At 45.0% G+C, this 24,247-nt stretch carries 23 protein-coding genes; 1 reads left to right on the top strand and 22 read right to left on the bottom strand.

The window, feature by feature from the left end; genetic code table 11:
• Window positions 1-20: 20 nt before the first annotated feature.
• The 7 genes from AC04NP_RS20325 to AC04NP_RS20295 form a co-directional block, all read right to left on the bottom strand.
• Window positions 21-1,382, bottom strand: a complete 1,362-nt coding sequence (locus tag AC04NP_RS20325; protein WP_482861773.1) for a V-type ATP synthase subunit B — start codon at window positions 1,380-1,382, stop codon at window positions 21-23.
• The gene (locus AC04NP_RS20320) at window positions 1,379-3,154 is read right to left on the bottom strand and encodes a V-type ATP synthase subunit A (protein WP_482861772.1); all 1,776 of its coding nucleotides are present in this window, start codon (window positions 3,152-3,154) and stop codon (window positions 1,379-1,381) included. The genes AC04NP_RS20325 and AC04NP_RS20320 overlap by 4 nt, the downstream gene beginning before the upstream one ends.
• 11 nt (window positions 3,155-3,165) lie before the next feature.
• Window positions 3,166-3,981 (bottom strand): DUF2764 family protein, encoded by an 816-nt coding sequence (locus tag AC04NP_RS20315; RefSeq protein WP_482861771.1) that lies wholly within the window; start codon window positions 3,979-3,981, stop codon window positions 3,166-3,168.
• Entirely contained in the window at window positions 3,978-4,589 is a 612-nt protein-coding gene (locus AC04NP_RS20310) for an HrpE/YscL family type III secretion apparatus protein (RefSeq protein WP_482861770.1), read from the bottom strand. Before AC04NP_RS20310 ends, AC04NP_RS20315 begins: the two co-directional genes overlap by 4 nt.
• Window positions 4,590-4,608: 19 nt before the next feature.
• Entirely contained in the window at window positions 4,609-5,418 is an 810-nt protein-coding gene (locus AC04NP_RS20305) for a universal stress protein (protein WP_482861769.1), read from the bottom strand.
• Window positions 5,419-6,134: 716 nt separating this feature from the next.
• Window positions 6,135-6,296 carry a hypothetical protein gene (locus tag AC04NP_RS20300; RefSeq protein WP_482861768.1) on the bottom strand — a complete coding sequence of 54 codons (162 nt, stop codon included), beginning with the start codon at window positions 6,294-6,296 and terminating at the stop codon, window positions 6,135-6,137.
• Window positions 6,297-6,310: 14 nt separating this feature from the next.
• Window positions 6,311-6,805, bottom strand: coding sequence for a PIN domain-containing protein (locus AC04NP_RS20295; protein ID WP_482861767.1), 495 nt, complete (start codon window positions 6,803-6,805; stop codon window positions 6,311-6,313).
• A 479-nt stretch (window positions 6,806-7,284) separates the two neighbouring features.
• Here AC04NP_RS20295 and AC04NP_RS20290 point away from each other — a divergent pair, with 479 nt between their 5' ends.
• Window positions 7,285-7,641, top strand: coding sequence for a sigma-70 family RNA polymerase sigma factor (locus AC04NP_RS20290; protein ID WP_482861766.1), 357 nt, complete (start codon window positions 7,285-7,287; stop codon window positions 7,639-7,641).
• Here the strand turns inward: AC04NP_RS20290 and AC04NP_RS20285 are convergent.
• The 15 genes from AC04NP_RS20285 to AC04NP_RS20215 all read right to left on the bottom strand — a co-directional run bounded on the left by AC04NP_RS20285 (window position 7,604) and on the right by AC04NP_RS20215 (window position 24,155).
• Entirely contained in the window at window positions 7,604-8,470 is an 867-nt protein-coding gene (locus AC04NP_RS20285; protein WP_482861765.1) for an RnfABCDGE type electron transport complex subunit B, read from the bottom strand. The genes AC04NP_RS20290 and AC04NP_RS20285 overlap by 38 nt on opposite strands.
• A gap of 65 nt (window positions 8,471-8,535) precedes the next feature.
• A complete protein-coding gene (locus AC04NP_RS20280) occupies window positions 8,536-9,393 on the bottom strand; it encodes a ferredoxin reductase domain-containing protein (RefSeq protein WP_482861764.1) in 858 nt (285 codons plus the stop codon).
• 3 nt (window positions 9,394-9,396) lie between these two features.
• Entirely contained in the window at window positions 9,397-9,618 is a 222-nt protein-coding gene (locus AC04NP_RS20275; RefSeq protein ID WP_482861763.1) for a hypothetical protein, read from the bottom strand.
• Window positions 9,619-9,636: 18 nt separating this feature from the next.
• Window positions 9,637-10,218 (bottom strand): electron transport complex protein RnfA, encoded by a 582-nt coding sequence (locus tag AC04NP_RS20270; RefSeq protein ID WP_482861762.1) that lies wholly within the window; start codon window positions 10,216-10,218, stop codon window positions 9,637-9,639.
• Window positions 10,215-10,871 carry an electron transport complex subunit RsxE gene (gene rsxE, locus AC04NP_RS20265; RefSeq protein ID WP_482861761.1) on the bottom strand — a complete coding sequence of 219 codons (657 nt, stop codon included), beginning with the start codon at window positions 10,869-10,871 and terminating at the stop codon, window positions 10,215-10,217. The genes AC04NP_RS20270 and rsxE overlap by 4 nt, the downstream gene beginning before the upstream one ends.
• A 12-nt stretch (window positions 10,872-10,883) precedes the next feature.
• Window positions 10,884-11,579 (bottom strand): RnfABCDGE type electron transport complex subunit G, encoded by a 696-nt coding sequence (locus AC04NP_RS20260; RefSeq protein ID WP_482861760.1) that lies wholly within the window; start codon window positions 11,577-11,579, stop codon window positions 10,884-10,886.
• Entirely contained in the window at window positions 11,576-12,589 is a 1,014-nt protein-coding gene (locus tag AC04NP_RS20255; RefSeq protein ID WP_482861759.1) for an RnfABCDGE type electron transport complex subunit D, read from the bottom strand. The genes AC04NP_RS20260 and AC04NP_RS20255 overlap by 4 nt, the downstream gene beginning before the upstream one ends.
• The gene (gene rsxC / locus AC04NP_RS20250) at window positions 12,579-13,928 is read right to left on the bottom strand and encodes an electron transport complex subunit RsxC (RefSeq protein ID WP_482861758.1); all 1,350 of its coding nucleotides are present in this window, start codon (window positions 13,926-13,928) and stop codon (window positions 12,579-12,581) included. The genes AC04NP_RS20255 and rsxC overlap by 11 nt, the downstream gene beginning before the upstream one ends.
• 18 nt (window positions 13,929-13,946) lie before the next feature.
• A complete protein-coding gene (locus tag AC04NP_RS20245; protein WP_482861757.1) occupies window positions 13,947-18,866 on the bottom strand; it encodes a 2-oxoacid:acceptor oxidoreductase family protein in 4,920 nt (1,639 codons plus the stop codon).
• 11 nt (window positions 18,867-18,877) lie between these two features.
• Window positions 18,878-19,237 (bottom strand): hypothetical protein, encoded by a 360-nt coding sequence (locus AC04NP_RS20240; protein ID WP_482861756.1) that lies wholly within the window; start codon window positions 19,235-19,237, stop codon window positions 18,878-18,880.
• Window positions 19,238-19,656: 419 nt separating this feature from the next.
• Window positions 19,657-19,779, bottom strand: a complete 123-nt coding sequence (locus AC04NP_RS20235) for a hypothetical protein (protein WP_482861785.1) — start codon at window positions 19,777-19,779, stop codon at window positions 19,657-19,659.
• 74 nt (window positions 19,780-19,853) lie between these two features.
• The gene (locus AC04NP_RS20230) at window positions 19,854-20,306 is read right to left on the bottom strand and encodes a hypothetical protein (RefSeq protein WP_482861755.1); all 453 of its coding nucleotides are present in this window, start codon (window positions 20,304-20,306) and stop codon (window positions 19,854-19,856) included.
• Between the two features lie 104 nt (window positions 20,307-20,410).
• The gene (gene aceB, locus AC04NP_RS20225) at window positions 20,411-22,006 is read right to left on the bottom strand and encodes a malate synthase A (protein WP_482861754.1); all 1,596 of its coding nucleotides are present in this window, start codon (window positions 22,004-22,006) and stop codon (window positions 20,411-20,413) included.
• A 112-nt stretch (window positions 22,007-22,118) separates the two neighbouring features.
• Entirely contained in the window at window positions 22,119-22,340 is a 222-nt protein-coding gene (locus AC04NP_RS20220) for a hypothetical protein (protein ID WP_482861753.1), read from the bottom strand.
• Window positions 22,341-22,565: 225 nt separating this feature from the next.
• Complete coding sequence (locus AC04NP_RS20215; protein ID WP_482861752.1) at window positions 22,566-24,155, bottom strand: glycoside hydrolase family 32 protein; 1,590 nt, start codon at window positions 24,153-24,155, stop codon at window positions 22,566-22,568.
• Window positions 24,156-24,247 lie beyond the last annotated feature (92 nt).

Below are 24,247 nucleotides of genomic sequence, written 5' to 3'. Positions count from 1 at the left end.
TATCCACAATTCCCGGATTACTATACCTCTGAATTAACCATTTCCACCTTACTTGGCTGCTTTTCTTTTGGCCAATATTTATCTATTAACTTATCCTTAATTCCCAGCTCATATTTTTCAAAATACTTTTCCATGAGCTCCCAGCCAATGTCCAGCATTTCATCGATGGAAATATTGACATCTATGGCCAGCAGCCTTTCGGAGTATTCCAATGCAAATGGAAGGCAACGTTTATCATATTCATTCAGGTCAAAACCATTTTCCTGTTTGGTCTTTGCTTCCTTGGCATCGGCATAAAGTCTTACGAGGGTATTCATTACCTGAGGGTGATCTTCCCGGGTTTTGATGCCTATAACATTTTGCTTGAGCCTAGACAGGCTACGGAAAGGATCCACAATCACTTTGCCGATATCTGTATCCTGTTTGAGAAACAACTGACCTTCGGTGATGTAGCCTGTATTGTCAGGTATGGCGTGGGTGATGTCTCCCTCGTTGAGGGTCGTTACCGCAATGATGGTGATTGAGCCACCGTGGGCAAACTGCACCGCTTTCTCATAGATATTGGCGAGGTCACTGTAGAGGGAGCCCGGCATAGCGTCTTTGGAGGGGATTTGATCCATTTTATTGGCCACAATTGCCAGGGCGTCCGCATACAAAGTCATATCCGTCAATAAAACCAGTACTTTTTGCTTCTTTTCAAAGGCGAAATGTTCGGCAGCGGTACAGGCCATGTGTGGGATTAATAACCTTTCCAAGGGCGGGTTTTCGGAGGTATTGATAAAACAAATGATTTTATCCAGCACACCGGCCTGCGTGAATGTATTTTTAAAATAAAGGTAGTCGTCATTAGACAGGCCCATGCCGCCCAGCACTATTTTATCCACTTCGGCACGCATAGCTACTTCTGCCAGCACATTGTTGTAGGGTTGGTCAGGGTCGGCAAAAAATGGGATTTTTTGACCGGTTACCAAAGTATTGTTCAGGTCGATGCCTGCGATGCCGGTAGCTATTAATGATGAAGGTTTTGAACGTTGCACAGGGTTCACGGCCGGGCCGCCAATATCCTGACTTTCCCCATCGGGTTCAGGTCCGCCGTCGATCGGGTGGCCATAGGCGTCGAAGAACCTGCCTGAGAGCAACTCACCCACCTTCAGTTGCGGAGGATGCCCTGAAAAAACCACTTCAGCTTCTGTGGCTATTCCTTCGGTTCCGGGAAATACTTGCAGCGTAACTATATCATCCACCACTTTTATCACCTGCGCTGGCCTGCCATCTACCCAGGCCAACTCTTCATACATCACATTTTCGGCTCTCAACAAGCACGTCGCCTTGGTAATGGCCGAGAGACTGGTATATATTCTTTGAAAAGCCTTTGTTTTCATGCTATAGCATCACTTTTGTTCGTGGAAACATTCTCTTCTAATAACCGGTTTAATTCCTCTTCATATTGCTTGAACTCCCTGGAATCAAAACGGGAGTAATTCATTTGCTTGGCGAGGTTAATAAGTTGTTTGAAATAGTCTGACACCTGCTGAAATTCCTCAAATCCAAATTCCATATCACATATATCAATAATTTTATTGATCATGTATTTCTGACGTTCCATTGGCACGTTCATGTCTATGTCATCGAATGAGTCCTGCTGAATGATAACAAAGTCTATCAACTCACTTCGCCAGAAATCCATATGATAACTCACCGGTACGGCATCGTCACCCAGAATATTAATTTGCTCCCGCGCTTCGAGGCCTTTGCGTACCAGGTTTTTGGTTTTTTTCACCAGATCCACCCAGCCATCCTGGATATGGGCGTTGGTATATTCCTGAAACTCGACATAATCCAGGTATTTGGAATAGGAGTCGAGCGGGTCGATGGCCGGATAGCGTTTGGCGTCAGCCCTTTTCTGTGAGAGGGCGTAAAAGCAACGCGCTACTTTACTGGTGGACTCTGTCACCGGCTCCTTAAAGTTACCCCCGGCGGGTGATATGGTTCCGAGAAATGTGATTGAGCCCGATTTGTCATTGTTAAGTCGCACAAAGCCTGCACGGCTGTAAAAATTGGCTATTGTTGCAGGCAGCTCCACAGGAAACGCATCCTGTCCGGGTAACTCTTCCAGCCGGTTGGACATTTCACGCAGGGCCTGTGCCCATCGTGAGGTAGAGTCAGCCAGCATAAGTACCTTCAGTCCCATGTTTCTGTAATACTCCGCCAGCGTCATTCCTACATATACGGATGCTTCGCGCGCTGCTACGGGCATATTGGATGTATTGCAAATGATGGTAGTTCTTTCCTGCAGCTTTCTTCCCGTACGGGGATCGGTAAGTTCGGGAAACTCGGTAAATATCTCGACTACCTCGTTGGCCCTTTCACCACACGCTACAATAAAAATAATATCTGCTTCGCCGTTTTTGGCGATGGCTTGTTGCAACACTGTTTTTCCTGTGCCAAAAGGCCCCGGAATGTATCCGGTACCGCCCTCGGCAATAGGGTTAAAGGTATCGATTACCCTCATCCCTGTTTGTAAAATGTTATAAGGCCTGATTTTTTGCTTGTAAGCTTTAATGGCTGCTTTTACCGGCCATTTCTGCGTCATGGTAACATGGATTTCCTCCCCCTCACCCGATACCAGTGTTGCTATTTTATCCCTGATTTTATAGTCACCCGCTTCAGCTACCCATTTTATGGTATAGTGCCCTGCGAGGTAAAAAGGAACCATAATTTTATGTTCGATCCAATTTTCTTTCACCTGGCCAAGCCAGTCGCCCGCAGTCACCTCATCCCGCACCCGGCCCAGGGGCGTGAAGCTATAATATACATCGTCGTCCAGCGGATCGGTTATCTCTCCTGTGTTAAGAAAAAGGCCACCCATTTTTTGAAGGTCATTCTGCAGCCCATCATAGTTCTTGGATAAAATACCCGGCCCCAACTCCACCTCCAGCATTCGCCCGGTAAATTCCACCTGCGCTCCGATTTTGATACTCCGTGTCGACTCAAAAACCTGTGCTGAGGCCGTATGGCCATTGACCCTGATTACTTCGGCCCTTAGCCGTATACCCTGGTTAATAATAAAACAAATCTCATTTTGCCCTACCGGGCCATTGGCCTCGATGGTGACCAAATTGGATATGATGCTCGAAATAATGCCTGTTGTCATACCTGAAATCTTTAAATTAGCTCCCTAAACGCCCCTACCTGCTTATTTAACCTTTCAAAATGCGTTTTTGTATCAGCTTGCTCTAATAAATCTCGCCTTTGTAGTATAAAAAGTTTCAATACATAACCATAAACATGCCGGTTGCTAAAAAATTCCTTGTTATAATGGTCAATAAATTCCCATTTTATCTGATCGACGGTTTGCTCTATGAGCCATGGTTTTTTTGAATGAATTGCTTCCCTAAGTGAAACTATAAAGGGGTAGGCTTGGGAAAGAACAGACATCCCCGAACCCTCATTGGCCAGCTTTTCGCTGATTTCCGTCTCTTCCAATACCGACACAGAACCATGGAAGTTATAGAGAGAGCGGTTAAAAGCTGCCACCATGCTTTTTAAGTGTTTTTCAAAAAAATAATAGTCTTTAATAAAGGCCTCCGGTACCTGCGATACTTCCCGAATAAAACTTTCTACCAGGTGGGTTTCTGTTTCGACCATCTCCATCTCTGAAAACCTTTCCTGAAAAGTCATCAAAAAGTCAGCCATGTAATCAGGAAAATTGTATCGCTCCTGTACGTAATCCTCAATAATCACCGGACTAAAAACGGCGGGTCTTTGAAAAGGCAAAGGAACTATTCCATGATGTTTTTTGAAGATAGCATTTAGCAAATTCCGGTTATCATGAGGGTAGATCAGGTATTTGAAGATCTGTTTATCCTCATTGGTGAGGTTTCTTTCTATGGTTTCTACTATTTCATCGAAGTTGATATTTGCGGTTTCAATCTCAAGGGAAAGATCCGGCAAGGTAGCTATGAGGTAATAATACTTCATGGCTTTTCGACAAACAATAATGTCCGGGTCTTTTCTTTCAGGTAGCTGCTAAAAAGCTCGATGAAATCATCTTCGCTAAAGGTAATGACGTAGGAGTCTGATTTTCTTGCTATTCTGAAGCCATCTGAAAACCGGTCACTGAAATTAACAGTCAGGTTGTCGATATGATGGGCAATACCACGCTCAAGTGCTCCGTCCACCTTCTCCTTTATTTTTGCCGGTAAGCGCAGTTCCAGTTCGCCTTCTGATTTCCAGTATCCGGCAATTTCTATGATCAATGACTTTAAGAACTCCTGATCACCAAACGATTCCCTGATGTTATGGTCTATTATTTTCTCTCTTAGCAAATGATTAATTTCATGCTTGAGATCACTTACTAATTGTTTGCCTTTCAGCTTTATCTCGCTTTCAGCACTTCTGGTTTCCCTTTCTATTGTTTTTTTGGCTGTGTTGATAAGTTCGTCAGCCTTAGCCCTGGCCTCGTCGATGATTTGTGCTGCCTGTTTTTCAGCTTCCTTTAGTATCTCTTTTGACTGCTCATCCGCTTTGCTAAGCCCTTCCTGATATATTTTTTCAGTGAGTTTATCCAAATTTGTTAGTTGTTCCATCTTAGATGTATGTTTAGAATTATTTAATCACCAGAAGGGGGATATCGCTATGAAATATCATCTTTTTGGTCAGGCTTTCATGGAATAACTCTTCTATGAAATTGTAGGATTTTGGTAAAATACATATCATATCAATTCCATTATTGTGGCAATACTGCATAATCCCTTCCTCGACATTTGTATGGTGTGTATAGCTAAAAGTATGCGGTATGCTTTCGAGTTGCTTCTTCAGGTCCAATCTGACATTGGCCTTTTCTTCGCTTAAGGAACGCTCATCAAGATTGATACTGATTATATCGACATTGGCCTTCAGGCGTTCGGCGGTGGCCACAATGTTTGCCAGAATATCTGTACTGATTGTAATCCTGTAATCATAAGCCAGGCCAATGCGGTCGATATCCTCCAAACTGGTATTATCAGGTATTACTAACACCGGGATTTTCACATTTTCAACGATTTTCTCTGTCTTGCTCCCCCATAGTTCACCAAATCCCTTGGCGCCTTTAGTAGCCATAATGATCATGTCTGCGTTGGCTTTTCCGGCCATCGCAATGATATTATCAGTGGAAATACCTAATTCTTTTCTGAAGGTGTGATTGACATCCGCCAATTCAGGGTATACCCTTTTCAGGTTATTAAAGGCTTTCTCTACGGATTTTTCTTTTTCTTCCAGCGATGCGGTTTTGTCATCATCGACAGACGGTCTGTGATAGACATGATAGATGATAAGTTCCATAGAAGAGCCCTTTACAAAACAGATGGCTTGTTGTAAAGCTTTCTTGGATCTGTCTGAAAAATCGGTAGGAAACAGGATGGTCTGAATTGCCATTTTTTAGTCCTTATACAATTAAAACTATGGTGATAATAAACCCCTGTAATAGTAATACTATTTTATGTAAAATCAAACAATCTGATTTAACATCAGCGGCCGATTTTTTGCTTTTTTATTTTATCAATGCATAAAGCATATTTTATCTTACCCCGACCCGTTCGTGAATCGAGGCAAAACCTATTCGGGCCGACCGTTTTTTGGAGTTAATCGTTGTTTCAGGTGGCTTTTGTTTTAGGTTCCGGGTTGTGAGGTTACGGATTTCCGGTTTGCGGAGTTTGGGGGTTGCAGACCCGGTTTTAAAGTATGGCACAAGCGTCTCTTGGCTATTGCACAACTCAAACATATGCTTGTTTGTTTATTTTATAAGCGAAAACCTCCGTGTCTCTTTGTGTCTTGGTGCCTCCGTGGTGAAAAATGGTGAACCACAAAGTCACCAAGACACAAAGAGACACAAAGAAATTTGTCGAAAACGTTATGCAACATCCACGTCTCGCTCGTGCCTTTTAACGACATTGGAAAGCACAACCGAGACGCTTGCCCTATCCGATGGCCTTAATGATCAGAGGATGAGACGATTTCATAATCGCCGAATCAAGGGTGAATACCATAAAATAATTGTCAATTTTCAACTGTCAATTGTCCATTGCCAATTACACCTAGTTATCAAAAAAAATATACTTATCTATTTGCATTGGCCTAAGTAAGCTCTTACATTAAGCATCGTGATTATTGGGTCTTTTGATTCTGGATACTAATCCGTCGATATGTTCAAATAAATGAGGTTTTATTGGGTTCCACATTGGATCGAGTAAAAAATCGACTCCTTCACGTCTTGCCAGTTTCGCGGCCGGCACAAAGTCACTATCGCCTGACACCAGGATAATTTGATCTACCTGTTTTTTAATGTCATTGCTGCAATGTCCAGTCCAATTTTAATATCAACTCTTTTTTGATTAAAGTCAAATTGAACATCACCTTCCCTGAGGTCATCAATCATCATTTTTTTTTTAAAAAACGCTTTGGTTTTAGAGGGGGTTATCATCCAACGCTTTTTATCTTCCAGAACTCCTAACCGGAGCGCTATTTTTCTTTTCTTTTTTAATTCCTCAAAGAAATCCAACTGAAATCTATGCTGTTCTGTTCTTGAAAAATCGATGGATTTACCGGTAACAGGATTGTGTTGCTTCTTGTCATAAGGCAGGCAATCATAGTAGTATATTCGATATAAATCAAAGGCTTCGCCCTTAGCCTGAGTTAGATGTCTCAGACACATCCCCCATAAGTCATTAGCTGTCCTTATGGGATCCAAACTTCTTATTTTGTTGATGTATCGATATCTTTTTAAAAAGAATCCCCCATCTACTAAGATTGCTGTTTTTTTCATTTAAAGTCTTTTAAAGATAAAATAACTGCTGTCTGGTCCTAGCTTTGCTACAGGCTTGTTGAAACCAGTCTGTAAATGGGGGAATAAAAAAAGCTCAAGGTTTGGCATCCTCGCTATAAAATATTGTAAAAAAAATGAAGATATGTTGCCAAGAGCATAATGTTAAAACAAATGCACATGTTTGATTTTGTATTTACAAACTTTTTTATACTTTTTTTAATTATTTGTTTTCATTATTGAAAGCTGGTCGAAATTAATCAATTATTATAGAATTAGCTATGAAAGAAAAACACTTTATAATGATTTTAAATGCTTGTTTTATCCCTCTGAAAGGTTTGGTACCTTTTTCAAACCTCAAGCATTACCTTTTTGATCCTACAAAAAAATCTTTATTTTATTTAAATTTTTCTACTCTGAAACTTCCGGGATGTTTTCCTTGCTTAACAGAGTTGTAATGATTTAGTGTAGTCATGATGAAAATGAGAGAAGTAAAGCCATGCTCCGATACGATAAATGATGAGGCCAGTCTCCGGATATCAATTAAAAATGGTAACAAAGAAGCTTTTGCCCGGCTGTATACAGACTACATAGATTTGTTATCAAATGATGGCCTCCGGTTTAGCACTGACCGTGAAATGGTACAGGATGGTATACACGATATGTTCACAGACCTTTGGCGTAACCGGGCTCATCTCAGTGACATTGACAACATTTCCGGATACCTGCTAAAAGCGTTGTACAACGACCAGGGATGCTTACGCCGTTGGTTATCAGGCTTGGGAAGCCAACTCTCTAAACTCAAGAAAAACCCGGATTTCTTTCGCCTTTGCGGATGATTTTTTTACTTTCTTTCCCTTTGATAGCCCCCAGTTGCTTGTCAAGCCATACGATAGCGCCGGTGGGGCATCGTTGAATGGGTACCTGGGTGCGATGGTTTTCGGAATAGTCGATGACCGGTAAATTGTTTTCCATGGTTATAAGATTGCCAGGGGCATCCATGGCACATTTTCCACAAGCGGTACAGGCGACCTGGCACTCTTCCAGAATTTCGTCTCCTGCTTCGAGGTTTTTGCAGGCCACCCAAAGCTGGCGGCTCACGGGTTGCAAGGAAAACAGGTCTTTGGGGCAGGCCTCCACGCAATCGCCACAGGCGGTACATTTATCTTCGTCTACCACCGGAAGTGAAAAGGGATCCATAGTAATGGCATCAAAATCACAGGAAGCTTCACAATCACCATGGCCCAGGCAGCCCCAGAAACACCCTTTGCCTCCACCTGAAACCAGGGACGCTGCCTGACAGGTTCCGAGGCCCTGATATTTGGCGCGGTTGCGGGCTACATTGGTACCACCGGCACAGGCGAGGCGGGCTACCAGCTTTTCTTCGGCCCCAACAGCTACACCCAGATAATCGGCGATAGCCACACACCCCTCCTCAGAACTAACCGTACACTTCCCTGGCAAGGCTTTTCCGGCAACCAAGGCTTCTGCAAACGGACGGCAGCCCGGATAACCGCAGGCACCGCAATTAGCATGGGGCAGCAAATCTTCCACCACATCAATACGCGGGTCTTCGTAGACGTAGAGTTTTTTGTTAGCCAGGATCAGCATAACGGCTAAAACAAAGGTGAGCCCACCCAAAGACGAAACAGCAATGATGATTGACATGTTTAAAGGTTTAATGCTTCATTCACAAATAGTAGTTGTTACCTGAATATACTGTATCTAATGTATTAATAGATGATTTCAGCCCATTTTTTCCCGGCGATCAATTCGGCCTTCCGCGTTTCCCATTTTTCCCTCGATCCTAATATGCCTGAAAATGCCTTATCCAGCATATCTTTGATTTTTCCATATCCGGCCACATAAATGTACGTATTGGCCTGAGATAACATCTTGATGATCTCTTTGGCCCGCCCCTCAATGGCCTCATCGAGTGCAATCGGGTCGGCCCAGTGAGGACGGGGGCTTAATGCGTGAAATGCTTCAAATGTCGCTTCATCGTAATAGTTGGTTAAGTCGCCGTCCTTGTCATTCATATACAATAACTCAAGCCCGCTCCTTGCCCCATAAAATAACCGGATTTGGCCTTTCCAGTCTTTGACATTGTTATAAATATTTTTTACAAATGCACGGAAAGGTGCTATGCCCGTTCCCATTCCGATCAAAATCAGGTTGGAACTTTTATCTTCGGGCACTGTAAATGGCAAATCAAAAGGTCCGGTAATGGTTACCGGATCACCGGCTTTTCGATCGCACAGGTAATTGGAACCTACCCCCTGATAAAGTTCACCGCTGAAATCATCTACGTAAGAACACCTTTTGACCAAAAGGGTGATAAGCGTTTTTCCATTTTCCTTGCCAGGCAGGTCCGCCACGCTATACAGCCGGTGATGAAAAGTGTTGCCAAATTCACTCGTAACCTTTACCAATACACCGAAACTTTGATCAGGTTGGCATTCAAAGTCGGGCTGTTTTACTTCTAGCAATATTTCCCTTATCTCTTCAGTATTTTCAGGAGTGAGGCGTTTTGTTTTTTTAACCGTCGCCTGGTATTGCTTTTCGATCTTAAAATCTGCTAAATGCGTCATAGCTTATGTGATTATGTTTTCATGCATGTTTTTTTGTTGAAATTTACCTGATTCTTTTTTGCAGACATTCGTGCAACCGCAATTCGAGCAACTCGTTCTGTCTGCCAGCACGTCTTCATCGGATAGGTGATCCGAAAATGTTTTTCGCCAGAAAGACTGCACTGCCATCCACATGACCATTAATGTGACGATCACGCCAATACCGATAATGTATGATTCAATCATTTTTCTTGTTTAAAGCTATTAACTACCCAGCCCTGAGAATCCCATAAAGGACAATGACAGGATACCGGCAATCAGAAGTGTGAGCGTTGTACCTTTCACCACACCGGGCACATCAGCAAAATCAAGCTGCTCGCGCAGGCCGGCAATAAGTATCAAAGCCAGGGTAAACCCGGCCCCGGCCCCCAGGGCATAAACAAAACTTTCAATAAATCCATACCCCTTGTTGGTCTGAAACAATGCCAAACCCAATATAGCGCAATTGGTGGTGATCAGGGGTAGAAATATTCCCAGCGTCCGGAACAAGGCAGGGCTCATTTTCCTGATAAACATTTCAACCAACTGAACGGTAGAGGCAATCACCACGATATAACTGATCAATTGCAGAAAAGGGGCATCGATAGCTACCAAAAGGGCATGGATACCATAAGCGCACATGGAACTGATTAACATTACAAATGTCACCGCGCCCCCCATTTTCGAGGCCGTTTCTATTTTGCCTGATACACCCAGAAAAGGACAAATGCCCAAAAAATAGGCCAATACAAAATTGTTAATCAGGCTTGCATTGATGAAAATATACCAAAGTGACTCCGTATTCATGTTTTAGACCCTTTTTTTTGTATTATATTGAAAATGAGCAACCAGGCCGCCAGTGTGAAAAAGCCACCAGCCGGTAATATCATGACAATCCATTCCTGGAATGCCTCCGGGAACAATGAAAATCCGAAAATTGTGCCATTCCCCAGCACTTCCCTTACGGCACCGAGGCAAAAAAGGGCAAAAATGAATCCCACCCCCATGCCCAGTGCATCTAGCATGGATCTGCCGATGTTATTTTTTGAAGCAAAAGACTCAGCCCTGCTTAGAATCAGGCAATTCACGACAATAAGTGAAATAAAAGCGCCCAGACTTTTGTGTAATTCCACGCTGATGGCCTGAATGGCATAGTCCGTAATGGTGACAAAGGTGGCGATGATCAATATGTAAGAGGCTATCCGCACCTGTTTCGGAATAAAATTGCGCAGGGAAGAGACCAGTAGGTTAGACATCAGCAAAACAAAGGCCGTCGCCAGGCCCATCGCCAGGGCATTTTCGGCGGTGTTGGAAACCGCCAGCACGGGGCACATACCGAGCACCTGCACAAATACAGGATTATCACGCCACAAACCTTTGATAAATTCGTCTGTAGAAGGGCTTTCTTTCAACGACGAAAAGAAATCCGTATCTTTTTTGTCCCGAACTAAGTTACTCATTTTTATACCTTTTCATTCTTCACTATTCAACATCAGTTTTTCTTTATTTTTGTAAATAACCGGCGCCCAATAGTCAGTGCTCTCGCCAATGATATTCCCTATGGCCCTGGATGAAATGGTGGCACCGGTAATCCCTTCTACTTCCCAGGCATTTTCTTTAGCCCCTTTTTTGACAGGAATAACCCTGTTTTTAACCGCACTCCGGTCATCGTTCAGAGACAGATCCAGGGCTTCGAAGTTTGCCAGGAAGTTTGGGTCTTTTTCAATTTTATCACCCAGTCCCGGTGTTTCTTTACTTTCCAGCACATAGAATCCAATAATTTTTTGAGATTCCGGATCATAACCATATAATATTCTTAAAATATCTGCGTAACCCTGCCCGCTGGCCTCTACCGCCACTCCTACAAGTCGGTCATTTTCATCATAACCGGCATAAATCATCGGTGTTGTATTTTCTTCGCTGGCCTCCACAAAATTACCGTCGGGGTCAAGCTGAAAGGCGCTCGATTTCACAATCCCGGGGATTACCCTGAAGATGGCCTTTTCCAGGGCTTCTGCTTTCAATTGCTCTATTCTTCCAAAAGTTCCTTCATAAGTCAGTACAATCATCAGGGCACAAAGAATTCCGATGCCTACCATGGCTCTGAGCATGCTGAAACTATTTGCAGAAGTGTTAGCCGGGTTTTGCTGTGTTTTGTTCAAGTTCATTTGCTGCGCTTTGAAGTTCCGTATACCCTGTGTTTTATGATAGTATCAATGTGCGGGGAAATGGCATTGGCCAATAAAATGGCGTACATCACCCCCTCTGGCAATCCTCCCCAAAGGCGAATCACCACGACCAGGATGCCAATAATAGATCCATAAATCACGACACCCAACGGGGTGATAGGAGAAGCCACCATATCTGTTGCCATAAAAACCGCGCCCAGCATGAGGCCCCCTGAAAAAAGCATAAAAGCAGGTGAAGGATAATGGTTGCTATCGATCAAATGAAAAATCGCACTCAACAAAACCACACTGCCTAAAACAGCCACTGGTATCCGCCAGTTCAGCATTTTCCTGGCGGCGAGGTAAATTCCTCCCAGCAATATAAGTATAGCACATGTTTCACCTGTCGAACCGCTGACCTGCCCCAACGCCAAATCCGGGATATTGGTAGTTACCTGGTCAAACTTGAAAGCTGCCAGCGGTGTGGCTCCGGAAGTGCCGTCAACAGCGGGCGCCATCAATGGAAAAGTCAGCACCGAAGCGGCAATCGTGGAAAAGCGGTTGTCGAGAAATGCGGGATACCAGGTCGTAATGGCTACGGGAAATGCGGCTTGCAATACGGCCCGGCCTACTAACGCAGGGTTAAAGACATTGTATCCAAGTCCGCCAAAGATAAATTTTCCCAGGGCTATGGAGATCACGCCTCCGCAAAAGGTCATCCATAAAGGAAAAACAGGCGGAAGGGTAAGCCCGAGCAACAAGCCGGTTATGACCGCCGACCAGTCGGAAACGGTACTTTCTTTTTTAGAGAGTTTACATAAAAAGTGTTCTGTTAACACACATGAACAAACCGACATTACCAACACCAACAGGGCACTGATTCCAAAAGCATAAACTGCAAACAAGGCTACCGGAACCAGGGACCATACGACATGCTGCATAATCACATCCGTGCTCAGACCTTTGGTGATATGGGGTGATGTACTGATATTTAGGATTCTATTTGTCACTTTCGGCAGTTTGTTTAGTTGTTTGGCGTTTTCGTATCACGGATTTTGATAATCTGAAATATTGAACCAGGGGAATGTTGGAAGGACATACATAGGAGCAAGCCCCACACTCAAAACAATCCATCAGGTGATAGTCGGTCATTTGCTCATAAGCTTCAAATTTGGCCAGAATGCCAAGCCTGGAAGGGTTTAATGAGATGGGACAGGCATCCACACAGGCCCCGCATTTGATACAGGGATAAATTTTTTGTGGTCTTTTGACTTCCTTTTCGGTAAAAACGACAATTCCCGAGGTGCCTTTCACGACGGAAATATCCAGGTTTGAGACAGCCACGCCCATCATAGGTCCCCCCATATACACTTCGCTGATTTGTCCGTCTGCTCCTACCTGCTCCAGCACATACCGGAGGGGGGTTCCGACAGGGATCAAATAATTTCCTTTCTTTTTTACACCGGGGCCGGTGATGGTCACCACACGCTCCTGAATACCCCGCCCATGCGGTAAAAGTCGCCCTATTTCAGCGGTAGTGGCAACATTAACGACTACCACATTTACTTCGATGGGCAATCCTCCGGAAGGAACCTCCCGGCCCAGCAAAGCTGTGATCAGCATTTTTTCAGCGCCCTGGGGGTACTTTACAGGAACCACCTCAACGGAAACGGGCGCACCGTCAGGAATCCTGCTTGCCAGATGATCAGCCGCATCCTGTTTATTGGCTTCAATGCCAATAATGGCACGCCCGGCACCCGTAGCCTTCAGCAGGTATCTGATTCCCGTAAAAATATCATCGGCCTGTTCGAGCATGACACGATGATCGGTGGTTAAATAGGGCTCACATTCAATGCCATTGATCATCAAAACATCACAATGCTTCCCTTCCGGAATCTCGAGTTTTACGTGTGTGGGAAATGCCGCTCCACCGAGGCCCACAATTCCCGCATCTTGAATCGCCTGCAATATCTCCTCTTTCGAGGCTGTTTCTTCAATGGGTGTACCTTCGAGCACTTCCTGGCTTGAAAATGGAAATGCTTGCAGGTAAATGCCAGGCACCATTTTGCCTGAAATCGCAGGAACGTTGGCTATTTTTCGAACAGTACCCGAAACAGGCGCATGGACGGGTACGGACATATACCCATTGGCTTTCGCCAGTAGTTGTCCGCGAACCACCTCCTGCCCTTCCCTGACGACAATCTCCGAAGGGTTCCCTATGTGCTGAACCATCGGAAGAATAATCACCGGAGCGAAAGGAAACTGGCGAATGGGTAAACCATTTGTTTCATCTTTATGCTCCGGCGGATGAACGCCATGCCTGAAGGTATTCTTTCGAAAATTCAACACTTTCTTTAATTCATTGGCTTAATTGTACTTTTCTCCCCTTTTAATCCATTTATCGATGTCCTTTTCACTACGGTCTGCCGGTAAACCGGGATGGATCACCCTGGCCGTGCATTTTTCCGCAGCCTTCACCAAATCCTGGTAAGGACCTGCTTTCGGATCCTTGATATACGCTTTTTTATCATTGTTATAGGCAAACATAGCCGGATTGAGTTTGATGCATTCATCACACGAAGTGCATTCCTCGGTTTCCAACCAGGGGGCCATATAGTCACCATTGGATTGAACGGCTTCTTCAGTAGCTGTGGCGATCGCTGTTGCCTGGGCAGCAGGAGCTCCCATGGCCAGATCAACAATGCCTGCCCCATCACCTCCGGCAAGCTTCAACAGTCCCTGCGCAATGTTTCCTACAACTTCTGTCCGAACTTTCTGCTCAATATCTACCGCTTCCACCTTGTCCGTCTCAATACCTGCCAATGCGCGGAGCATAATCCAGAAATCGCGTCTTTCCTCACATGAATGAACCATTTCTTTGGCTACCAGAACCCGGCTGAGGTGCTGCTTTCTGTCTACCGCCCAGATAAAGGGGAATTTACCTTCACGTTCACCCGCATCCATTTCCAGAAACGCAGTCAAAGGAACCATGTTCTCATTCCAGGTATCCCTGGGGGCTCTGCGAAAATGCTTCCGGAATCTTCCTTCGGTAATGGCAAAGTCAGCAAAAGTCATAGCCACTTCCATGGACTTTTCCCGGCCATTTTCCAGGTATTTTAACTGATAATTCGGCCAGATGCGGTCCATCGCAGGGTTGCCGCTCAGATCAAAAGCATCTTCGGCCTTTACACCATGATCAGGGTTGTACTTGAAAACAGGATAAGCCCTGGACTCAACGGCCAGTTTTGCCTGATGCACGCCCAAATCGTCTCCTACCCCATGCTCGGGCTGACAGGTAGTGTAAAGGTTAAACAACGCCGGACGCCTGGTCATTAACCCGTCGATAAAGCCTTCAATCATTTGACTGGTATTGGCCAGGGTTGCCTGTAAAACGTAAGTATTTCTATGAGCCATGGCAATTAAGCCGATTTCTTTACGCGGTTCGGGTTTGCCTTTCCAAACTTTTCCATACTGTGCCATGTCTGAAACCTGGCCCACAAAGCCAGAAGTACAGGCCTGGCCACCGGTGTTGGAGTAAACCTGGGTATCCACCACAATTACTTTGATGGGTTTACCGGAAGCCATCATACGGGATAAATTTTGCAACCCAATATCATACATAGCCCCGTCACCACCCAGGGCCACAACAGGCGGGCAAAGCAACCATTCCTCATCAGTGAACTGGTTCCAGTTAAAATAGGTAAAGAACTCGTCATGCTCGCTGGGATCGTATGATCCGTTCAACTCCAGCACTGCTTTTCTGATAAGTTTGAAACCATCGGCCATTTTTGCCATGTGGCCCTCGAATATACCCATGGCCATAGAGGTGGAATCCTGGAAAAGGTGATTGGCCCAGGGAAATGGATAGGGGTTGAACGGATAGGTACTCCCCCATACCGAAGTACAGCCTGTAGCATTGGTCATTCCCATGGGAGCCCGCCCATTGCCGGTGGTACCGTCAGTATATTTCCACTTCAGTTTCTTCAATCCGGCCAGTAGTTGCGTTACCGCTTTCAGCCATTCCTGGTCTATCGGCTCAATGCCTTTTTCTGACTCGTACCGGCTGGTAATTCCGGACATGGTCAGGTCACTGTCATGCATTTCCGAAATGATTTTCGACATCATATCCGTATCACTGACATTGACGGTATTCATGAGCCTGAGCTGGATGTGTTTTTCCAACTTTTCGGTTAGCTCATCCAGATAAGCCACATGTTTTTCAATACGGGGCTGCATCAGGGATTCCACAGTAGCGACAAATAAATGTATCACCGACTTTTCCGAGCACCCCAGGCAAGCGCCGTCACCACTCGCAAAACTAAGGTAGGTATCCTTGTTCAGCAGGATGGTCTCCAGGGGCCCGATTTTTTCTTCCAGATCATCGATACGATTGAATTTTGGCGGAGTGTTGGGCAAGTCTGTCCACAGATCCCAGTCTTTTCGTAACCGCGCTACTGAGTCCTTCGTCTGAATGATGGGCCTGAGCGCGTCATCATCACAGACTTTCACACATTCCATACAACCTTTGCAGGTGTTGGGATTAACGGTGATGCTAAATAAGCCCCCACTATTCGGCTGGTCTTTTTCATGCAGATCAAAATAGGGCCGTGTAAGTGCAAATTCAAAATCACCCAATTCATCGCGGAACCATTCAAACTCCCTGGAAAAACCAGGTCCTTCATGGCTTTCTTCTACCATCTGATCAATGGCATCGTTGATCAGGTTATTAACGGTGGCTCCATTCCGCGACTCACTGAACAAGGTGCGGATTTTACCTTCCATTTGCCGAACAGCTTTTGGCAGAAATTCCACCTTGCCATGGTTTTTCTTTACCCGTTTTACGACGGTATCCAGCACATCCGACAAATCACTTACCAACCCGGGGATGGCTGTATCGGGACATGCGGTATAACAATCGCCACAAGCCGTACAATTGTTAGGGATCCACTCGGGATGTTCAAAACGAATACCGGTCATATCCCTGAAAAGTGATGTAACGGCGGGCATTACACTTAGTCCGATGAAGGGGTCGGTAAGGTTATCATTACCCATGCCCTGCGCATAGAAATTACCGGTTTGCTCCCAGAATCGATGAATATCACTCAGATTCGACTCGCTTTTGGGAATGCTTTTAAGCATCGTAGGTATAGGCAGGGCTTCACCATTGCTTTTTTCAGCAGATCCGGCACCCGGCACCTTGTCGGTAATTTCGTGAACTTCATCAAAACCGCGCCTCACCACACGCATGTTATCATCCACCACGCGCTGGCCTTTTGAGCCAAATTTGTGTTGCAACTGATCTTCAATAGCTTTCAGCAATTCCACTTCTGAGAGGCCAGTATTTTTCATAATCGGAGAAGCGGCAAAGAATGCCCCCTGAAATGCTATACCCTGCATCCTCAGTTGCAATTCCGGGTCGGTGGCTTCTTCTCTGGCTATTTTAAAACCGTCGATATAGTAAACATGAATATCGTTATCGATGATTAGTTTTCGGTAGTGTTTGGGAATGTCCGCCCATACTTCTTCCGGTTTCGACTTTTCATTCTGGATGATGAAACAGCCCCCTTTTTTCAACCCTGCCAAAGCATTGGTGTGCTTGAATACATTCGGGTCGGGTGAAAGCACCACGTCGACGAAGTAGTACTCGCAGTTTACGCGAATGGGTTCAGGGGCAGCGGCAAGGTAGTAGGTCGTCGGTTGTCCTTTTTTCTCCGAACCGTATTTCGGATTTGCCTTGATGTCATACCCCAGCAATTCAAACAAGGTCATGGCCATGTTTTTACCGGTGGTGATCGCTCCCCAGCCTCCTATGGAATGAAAGCGTACGGTGATGGCATCTTTGGGCATCAGGTTGGGATTTTCCGATCCCCGGATGGCCAGGTCTTTCACATGAGGATACGCTTCCTCGATGGTTTGTTGATAGACTTTCTGCTTCGGTGTAAATGGTGTTTCCCTGATGAAATCAATTGATAAATAGAACTGTTTCTTCTGTTTCCCGTCCGGCACCATGTTTTCAATGGCACCGATGATGCCTTCAGCCTGCAGGTCACGGCTCCCCATGCCAAATGAGCCGGAATATAACGCGGGCATATCTTTTAATTCATAACTGACAAGACCGGAGTATGGCTTGTTTTTCCTGGCAGCTCCGTTTTCCAGGCATTTGGTCAAAACAGCGCGGATTTCTCTTACGATTGGAAGATCGGCGGCTAGTGGCTGGTCGAGTCTTTCCAGCACAGTCACCCCTTTTTTTCCTTTCAGCAATCGCCCTATATAATCCGCAGGGAAAGGCCTGAACATCACCAGATCCACTACACCGACTTTGATTTTGCGTGTATCCCGGATATAGTCTACCACAGCTTCAGCACTTGGCACAACACTTCCCTGTCCCAGGATCAGGTAGTCGGCATCTTCGGCCCGGTAAGACATGACCCTTTCGTATTTGCGTCCCGTGAGTTGATAATATTGCTCAAAGGCAAAGTCTGTCAGTTCCCGGATATGATCAAAAAAGAAAGGCCGTTGCGCTGCTACGCTTTGCATATAGGAATCCTGGTTCTGGACGATTCCGGCCATCACAGGGTTATCCACATCCCATAGTTCCGGTATACGCCGTCGCTTTTCACCGTAGATGATTTTTTGGGCTGCGGTCGGTGTATCAATGATATCATCGGGCCGGCCCAGGTACTCCTTAATGAGCGCGCGTTCGGGGATAAGCAATGATTCAATCAAATGGGTCGTTAAAAACCCATCCTGGGCAACAACACCGGGAGTCAGCGCCAGCTCGGCAATTCTGTGGGCCATCACGTTTAAATCCGCTACGTGCTGGGCGTTCTTGGCAAAGAGTTGAAAAAAACCCGTATCATCTATGGCATGGTAGTCATCATGTCCGGCATGCACGTTTAAGGTGGATTTGGTCATGGCCCTCGCACCTATATTCAGGACATAGGTCAGTCTTTTTCCTACGGCTGCATAAAGGGATTCGTGCATGTAGGCAATACCCTGTCCGGATGAAAAGTTGGCAGCACGCTGGCCTGTCATAGCAAGACCGGCTGTTACAGCGGCTGCGGCATGCTCACCCTCCGGTTCAATAAAGATCAGGGGCTTGTCTGAAATGTTTAAATGCCCCCTTGCAGCTTCTTCGGCCCAATATTCGCCCATCTGCGTCGAAGGGGTTATGGGATAAGCTCCTGCTGCATCTGACGATTCCCGTTCACACATAATGGCAGCAGTGTTTCCATCCAATGCCATACGTATACCCGGATATTTGACGTTAATATTTTTTTTGCTCATATGCGTCGTTTTTATTTCACCACCATTTCCCGGGTCTTTGTAGCCAGCCTTATATATTCTTTCACCGTATCCATATCCATCCAGACATCTTCCTGCTCACTTGTACTGTACAGTGGGGCCAGATTAAGACTGTTAAATTTCGGATCAATCTCCCGGCACCGGTCCAAAAGGAGTTCCAGCGACATAGAAGCATGAATATCCATGCCATGTTTCAAAAGGAAGCCGGTCAAATATTTATTGACAGACTTGAAGGCATTCCTGCACACCATATAAGGAACGACATCCTCTTCGGGTCTGGACAATTCCTCCTGGGCCGTAAGAAAGAGCTGATCAGCCTGGTTTAACGTGGTTTGAGCTTTTTTATCATGCATGATCTGAAATTTTAATGCGTAGAAAAATTGTTGACACAACACTGTCTGTTTCCTTTCACAAACTATCCACATATGCTGACAGATTTTATGAGCATTGTCACTTTTAGAAATGATCTTTATCAATTATTTTAAAGTGCATTGGTAAAAGTCAATAAATCTATCTTTTTTTCGACTTTTTTCTACCTTTATTACAATTGCCTTTTGCTGATGATTTCTCCGGACAGGCACAGATGACGATCACTAATATCACAGGATAAAAGGAGGTGGCTTGTGTCCTTCCGGGGCGTTCACAGGTACAAATGGCATGTGGATATCGCCCCATGCAAAACTGTCCCATAATTTTCAACTGGCCGGGCAAAACCTTAAAAGATGGGTAACCCGATAGAGTTCCTGTATAAGTTGGAAATGGTTTTATCCCGTTATTTGATTCTTACCAACCTGTCAAAAATAGCTTCTTTATGAATTTTACTGAAAGGGATCATCCGTTCCCCGACCCTGAGCCTGTTTCCCTCGATGGCCTTCACATGGCCAAGGTGAACAATAAAGGATTTGTGTATTCTGAAAAAGGTGGTGGCTTTAAGCCATGCTATGACTGATTACTTTTTTTTTGCAGGTTTTAAACCCTGGTTAGCGTGAGTTCGTCGCGGTCATCATCATCGTCGTCATACTCCAGAAGATTCATCACCTGCCCGGTTAGTGAAACGAATATCCATGGATCATCGTCTAATTCTTCCAACTCATCATTGGGATCTATTTGGTTGGCGTCGTCATCGTCAATATTCAATGTAAGTCTTTTACCGTCTGAACTCAGAGACCAACTGGCAGTGATGCTCTGCGAACCGTTGCTGATTACCAGGTCATTGTTATCAAGGAATTCCAAGGTAAAGTCATCCAGATCATCTGTTTCATCATCTCCGTCATCAATAAACCTTGTAACCTCCCATACCCCGATAAAATCATCTGAGTTCACTGCTATTCCATCATCAGGTGCAGGGGAACCGTCATCGTCATCAGAGCAGGAGGCCAGTAGCGCTAAAACAAAAATGTTAAGGATCCATAGTTTTTTCATAGTTTGAAAATTGATAGTTATACAATGGCTTTTGGTAGTATCACTATCGGAACGAAACTAATGGTAAAATGTTGTCATGGATTTGGGAGATGAATACCCAACCCTCAATCAAGGTAGTTATATGCCTTGAGGGTAAGAAAATCCACAAAGTTTTCGGTGCGCACGAGGTAGTCGAATATTTCGGTAGCTTCTTCGAACTTTCCGATGTTATATCTTTCCTCGCCCAACAGGCCTTTAATATTTTCAAGTTCTTCACTTAACAACTGTGTATAAAGACCGGTGTCAACCTCCCGCCCATCATCTAACTTAACACCTTGGTTATGAACCCACTGCCATATTTGCGCACGGGAAATTTCAGCGGTGGCGGCATCCTCCATCAAATTGTACAAAGCTGCTGCCCCCACGCCCATCAACCACGACTCGATATACAATAATCCAACGTTAATGTTTGTTCTCAGGCCTTTTTCCGTAATTTTGCCGTCTTCAATCGTGAAGTTCAATAAATCAGCAGCGGTAACCTGGACATCCTGGCGTAAATTGCTTTTTTGATGCCGGCCATCCCTTATAAAGCTGTCGAACTGTTCCATTGCCACAGAAACGAGGTCCGGATGGGCCACCCAGGTACCGTCATAACCATTGCTGGCCTCCAGTTTCTTATCTGATCTTACTTTTTCAAAAGCATTCCTGTTAATCTCTTCATCTTTACGGCTTGGTATAAATGCAGACATACCGCCGATAGCATGGGCTCCCCGTTTATGGCAGGTTTTGACCAGCAACTGCGCATAGGCACGCATAAAGGGCACGGTCATAGTAACCTGGGCACGGTCCGGCAGCAGGTACTCCGGATGATTGCGAAACTTTTTGACTACGCTAAAGATATAATCCCACCTTCCGGCATTCAGCCCTGCCATGTGTTCTTTCAGCTCGTAAATAATTTCTTCCATTTCAAAGGCTGCCAGAATGGTTTCTATCAACACGGTGACTTTGATAGTACCCTGAGGAATCCCCAGTTGTGTCTGCGATTCTTTGAATACATCATTCCACAGCCTTGCCTCCGGATGGCTTTCGAGCTTAGGCAAATAAAAATAAGGGCCCGAACCATTTTCCAGCAGTTTTTTAGCATTTCTGAAAAAAAACAAACCAAAATCGAAAATCGATGCTGAAAAAGGAACTCCATCGATTAACACATGTTTTTCTTCCAGATGCCAGCCTCTGGCCCTTACCTTCAGCACGGCAATCTCATCCTTAAGTTTGTATTCCTTTCCGTTGGGCGCGGTAAAATCAACCTGTCTTCTGATAGCATCGTAAAGGTTAATCTGACCTTCAATAGTATTCTCCCAGGTTGGCGCATTGGCATCTTCAAAATCAGCCATAAATACCTTTGCACCTGAGTTAAGGGCGTTTATAACCATTTTTCGATCTACCGGTCCTGTGATTTCTGTTCTGCGATCCTGCAGGTCAGCCGGGATAGTATTCACCTGCCAGTCCCCGTTCCGGATGGAAGCGGTATCAGGCAGAAAGCCAGGCATTTCTCCCTGGTCTATGTTTTGCTGCCGCAACTCTCTGTCTTTCAGGAGCTTTAGTCTTGTGTTGTTAAACTTTCTGTGTAAGTGGGCAATGAAGCTTAGTGCGTCATCACTTAGTACTTGTTCATAGCCGGGTTTTATCTCACCCTTAATTTCTATTCCGGGAATGCTCATATGTATTTGGTTTTAAATGCCTTATGAAATTTAAAAGCAATTTCATATTTCATTAAATGTAATAATTAAATCTGATAATTACTCAACATAGCTTACCTCCCAACTGTTGAGTTCAGGCAAAAAAAAAGGCCACCTGGCTTCCTTTTTGGCTAAAATCAAGATTTTTGCCCGCCAGCAGGGCATTCATTTTTTTAATTTTTCCGGAGACATCCCATTCTACAGCCACCTCAGGATCGGTTTCTTTGGTGGTGTATCTGGTAATGATCTCTTTCAGCACTGGCATAGCTACTGCCTCATTGCGATAGGGGCTGTTTCCACATGTCCAGTACAACATATCCCAAAAACAATGAGTAATTGACAGTTGACAATGGACAATTTTTTAATGAGGAAGAAGTAGATGGTGGTGGGGAATTGAAGGTTTCTTTGTCTTGTGTCGCGCGCCTATGCACTCCATACAATTAAAATTCCCAAAAAATCATCCCTAAACCATTTAAATAAGCGATCAACCACAGAATAGCCCCACCAAACCCATTGTCCATTGTCAACTGTCAATTATCAATTACAACCGATTTTGCCAAATAGAATTGAGCTGGAAAAACCTGGCAGAATTCAACCCCACCGATCCATCATTCGCATATAATTTCACCTGATTAAAGGCTTGATCGGGGAAGTAAATGGCGGTCATCGCCACTTGGCCATCATCTGTGAAAAGTTCAACAGAGGATACATCAAACAGTAAATGAAGCTTTATACCATACTGTTTTGATAATCTCGGTGCATATTGTTTATCGGCAAACGTGTCTGAGAAATCAACAGCACCCCCTGATGACCGGTCGATGTAGAACCTGTCACCTGCGGGGTCATACCCCACGCGTAATTGCTGGCCCAGTCTATTTGACAGCATTATACCAAAATCCCTTGCCATGCTTAAGTCTGCGAATTCCAACAAAACCTCAGATCTGGAAATATCAAACGGGAGGTGAACGTCCAAATCACCTTTGATGGCCTTTTCTTTAATTTCAAAAGATCGGTTTCTTAATTCTCTGAGTTCCTCCACGGGTTGGGTTATCAACCTAATCCCAATAGGTAATTGTACCAGGCTAAGTGTTCTGGGGATAGTCATGGCACTGCGCCAGGGTTCAGTAGGCACCACCCCGGCATATTTCCAGTTACTCATCCAACCTATAAATATTCTCCTTCCATCGTCTTCGGGAATATCGGACCAGGTGACCCCGGCATAGTTATCCCTTCCATAATCAAGCCAAAGGACTTCATCCGGGGGTAGGCTGTTGACAAATCTTTTACCATCGAAATCTCCAATAAAATACTGCGTGCCTGATCCTCCGTTGGGAGCGCCGTCGCCCAGGCTTACAATCATGACCCATTTGGTTTCGCCGGTATTTTCAACTTCCAGGGGAAACAGGTCGGGGCATTCCCAGACTCCGCCGTGACTTCCATGGTACCTGCCAAATTCACTCACCAACTGCCATTCTTTGAGATTTTCCGAATTATATATTTTTACATGATCCAATACGGCAAAAACCATTACCCATTTCTGAGACGCTTCATGCCAAATCACTTTCGGATCCCTGAAATCTTTAATACCCGGATTGTCGATTACGGGATTACCTTCATACTTGATCCAGGTTCGTCCTTTATCATTGCTGTAAGCGATTGCCTGAGTTTGGAAATTGAGGGCGCCTTTTTCACGCATAACATCATTGTGGTACGTAAAGATGGCCACCAGTGGGGGGTTTTGATCCGTTCCAAACCCCGAGCTGTTTTTCCAATCCACCACCGCACTGCCCGAAAAAATATACCCCAGGCTATCAGGGTATAATGCGATCGGCAACTGTTGCCAGTGTACCAGGTCCGTGCTAACGGCATGTCCCCAGTGCATAGGGCCCCATACAGCACTGTCCGGATAGTGTTGAAAAAATAAATGATATTCTCCTTCATAATAGACCATACCGTTAGGGTCGTTCATCCACATGCTGTCAGGGGAAAAATGAAACTGTGGCCTGTGCTGCTCCCGGTAAAAGGGCGATGTAGCAACGTCATTGAAGTCGGCGGCCTGTGTTTTGGGCTTTGGATTACTACACCCGTAAATCAGGAATACAAGGATCACAATCAGGATTACAAGTTTCATAGGCTCGCACACTAATTTCCCACGATGGCATCTACTGGTCATTCTCCAGGTCTCCATGGTGGTAATTTACATTGAAGGAACAAATAATCAAA

Source organism: Agaribacillus sp. DX54 (genome assembly GCF_056858335.1).
The sequence above is the reverse complement of the archived record's forward strand: the minus strand, read 5'-3'. Positions and strand labels throughout refer to the sequence as shown.